Raw genomic sequence first — 863 nt, 5'->3', positions numbered from 1 at the left:
GGAGGGGGCCGGGGCGGTCGCGGTAGAGGGACAGGACGAGACCGCCGCGGCCGGTGCTCTGCCGCGCCGGCAGGGCGAACGCGGCCTGGATGCCGCGGGTCTGGGCTTCGAGAGCGAACAGGGGCCACTGACGGGTGGTGTGAGGGTCGTTCAGGTCCTCGACCAGGACCGGTGCCCGCTGCTGCAGGGCCTGGACGCAGGGCCCTTCGCCCAGGTTGCACTGCAGCTGCTCGCCGGCGTCGGCCAGCGGGCCGTCGCTGCACAGGCAGATACGGCGGGCCATCGTCGCATCCGCAGCCAGCGTCAGTCCCACCGAACACGGTGTGTGCAGGGCCCGGCGGCAGGCGGCCGCGACGGATCCGGGCCCGTGATGACGGTAGGTGAGGTAGTCGGCCAGCCGCACGGCCTCCGGCCGCGGGCCACTCACGGAAAGCTCGGAAGATACGCGGCAGGCGCCACCATGGTGACCATCGGGACGACTCCGATCCGATCCCCGGCATCCACCGCCGACGCCATCCGGACCGGAAGCCAATGTCAGCATCAGCAAGCAGGAACAACAGGGCATATGCGGATGGCTGGCACCCACCCTACCCCCGCACGGAGCACCGGGAGGCGGCCACGGGCCACCGCATCCGCCGGCGATCACCGACGCTGATCCGGCAGCCGGCCGTAACCTCCTTCACGGGACGGGGTCCTCACCGACGGTATCGGCGTACGCTGGCAGGAGGCTGGCACTGGCTGTCCGGGCGACCTTCCCGACCCAGACCCCGTACGGGAGTTCCTGCACCGCGGTGACTGGTCACGGAGAAGGGAAACGTCCGTGCCCATCGACGAGGTACCGCCCCACCACGACCGACCCCCAC

1 protein-coding gene is annotated in these 863 nt (G+C 71.3%); it reads right to left on the bottom strand.

From position 1 onward, the window contains the following. On the bottom strand, positions 1-427 hold a 427-nt coding region (locus FGF04_RS39575; protein WP_188114434.1), incomplete at its 3' end, for a GAF domain-containing protein. Positions 428-863: the final 436 nt, after the last annotated feature.

The sequence above is a fragment of the Streptomyces apricus genome, assembly GCF_008369065.1.
Lineage (GTDB): Bacteria > Actinomycetota > Actinomycetes > Streptomycetales > Streptomycetaceae > Streptomyces > Streptomyces apricus.
The sequence above is the reverse complement of the archived record's forward strand: the minus strand, read 5'-3'. Positions and strand labels throughout refer to the sequence as shown.